Raw genomic sequence first — 267 nt, forward strand, 5'->3', positions numbered from 1 at the left:
TGAAGACTCCGTAAACGTTTCCCCCGCGAGTCAAATGTATGTTGATGTTATTTCTCACCGTCGCCATGGTGCATATTGTGGCGCTTATGAGCCCCGGTCCCGATTTCTTTTTTGTCTCTCAGACCGCTGTTAGTCGTTCCCGTAAAGAAGCGATGATGGGCGTGCTGGGCATTACCTGCGGCGTAATGGTTTGGGCTGGGATTGCGTTGCTTGGCCTACATTTGATTATCGAAAAAATGGCCTGGCTGCATACGCTGATTATGGTGG

General features: G+C 50.2%; 1 protein-coding gene. It reads left to right on the forward strand.

The genetic code is table 11. The features are described from left to right. Nucleotides 1–38 precede the first annotated feature (38 nt). Nucleotides 39–267: LysE family transporter (locus tag R0J88_RS20670; protein ID WP_329926873.1), on the forward strand; the 229-nt coding region annotated here is incomplete at its 3' end.

It is taken from the genome of Pseudoalteromonas sp. SIMBA_162, from assembly GCF_046535955.1.
GTDB classification, from domain to species: Bacteria; Pseudomonadota; Gammaproteobacteria; order Enterobacterales; family Alteromonadaceae; genus Pseudoalteromonas; species Pseudoalteromonas marina.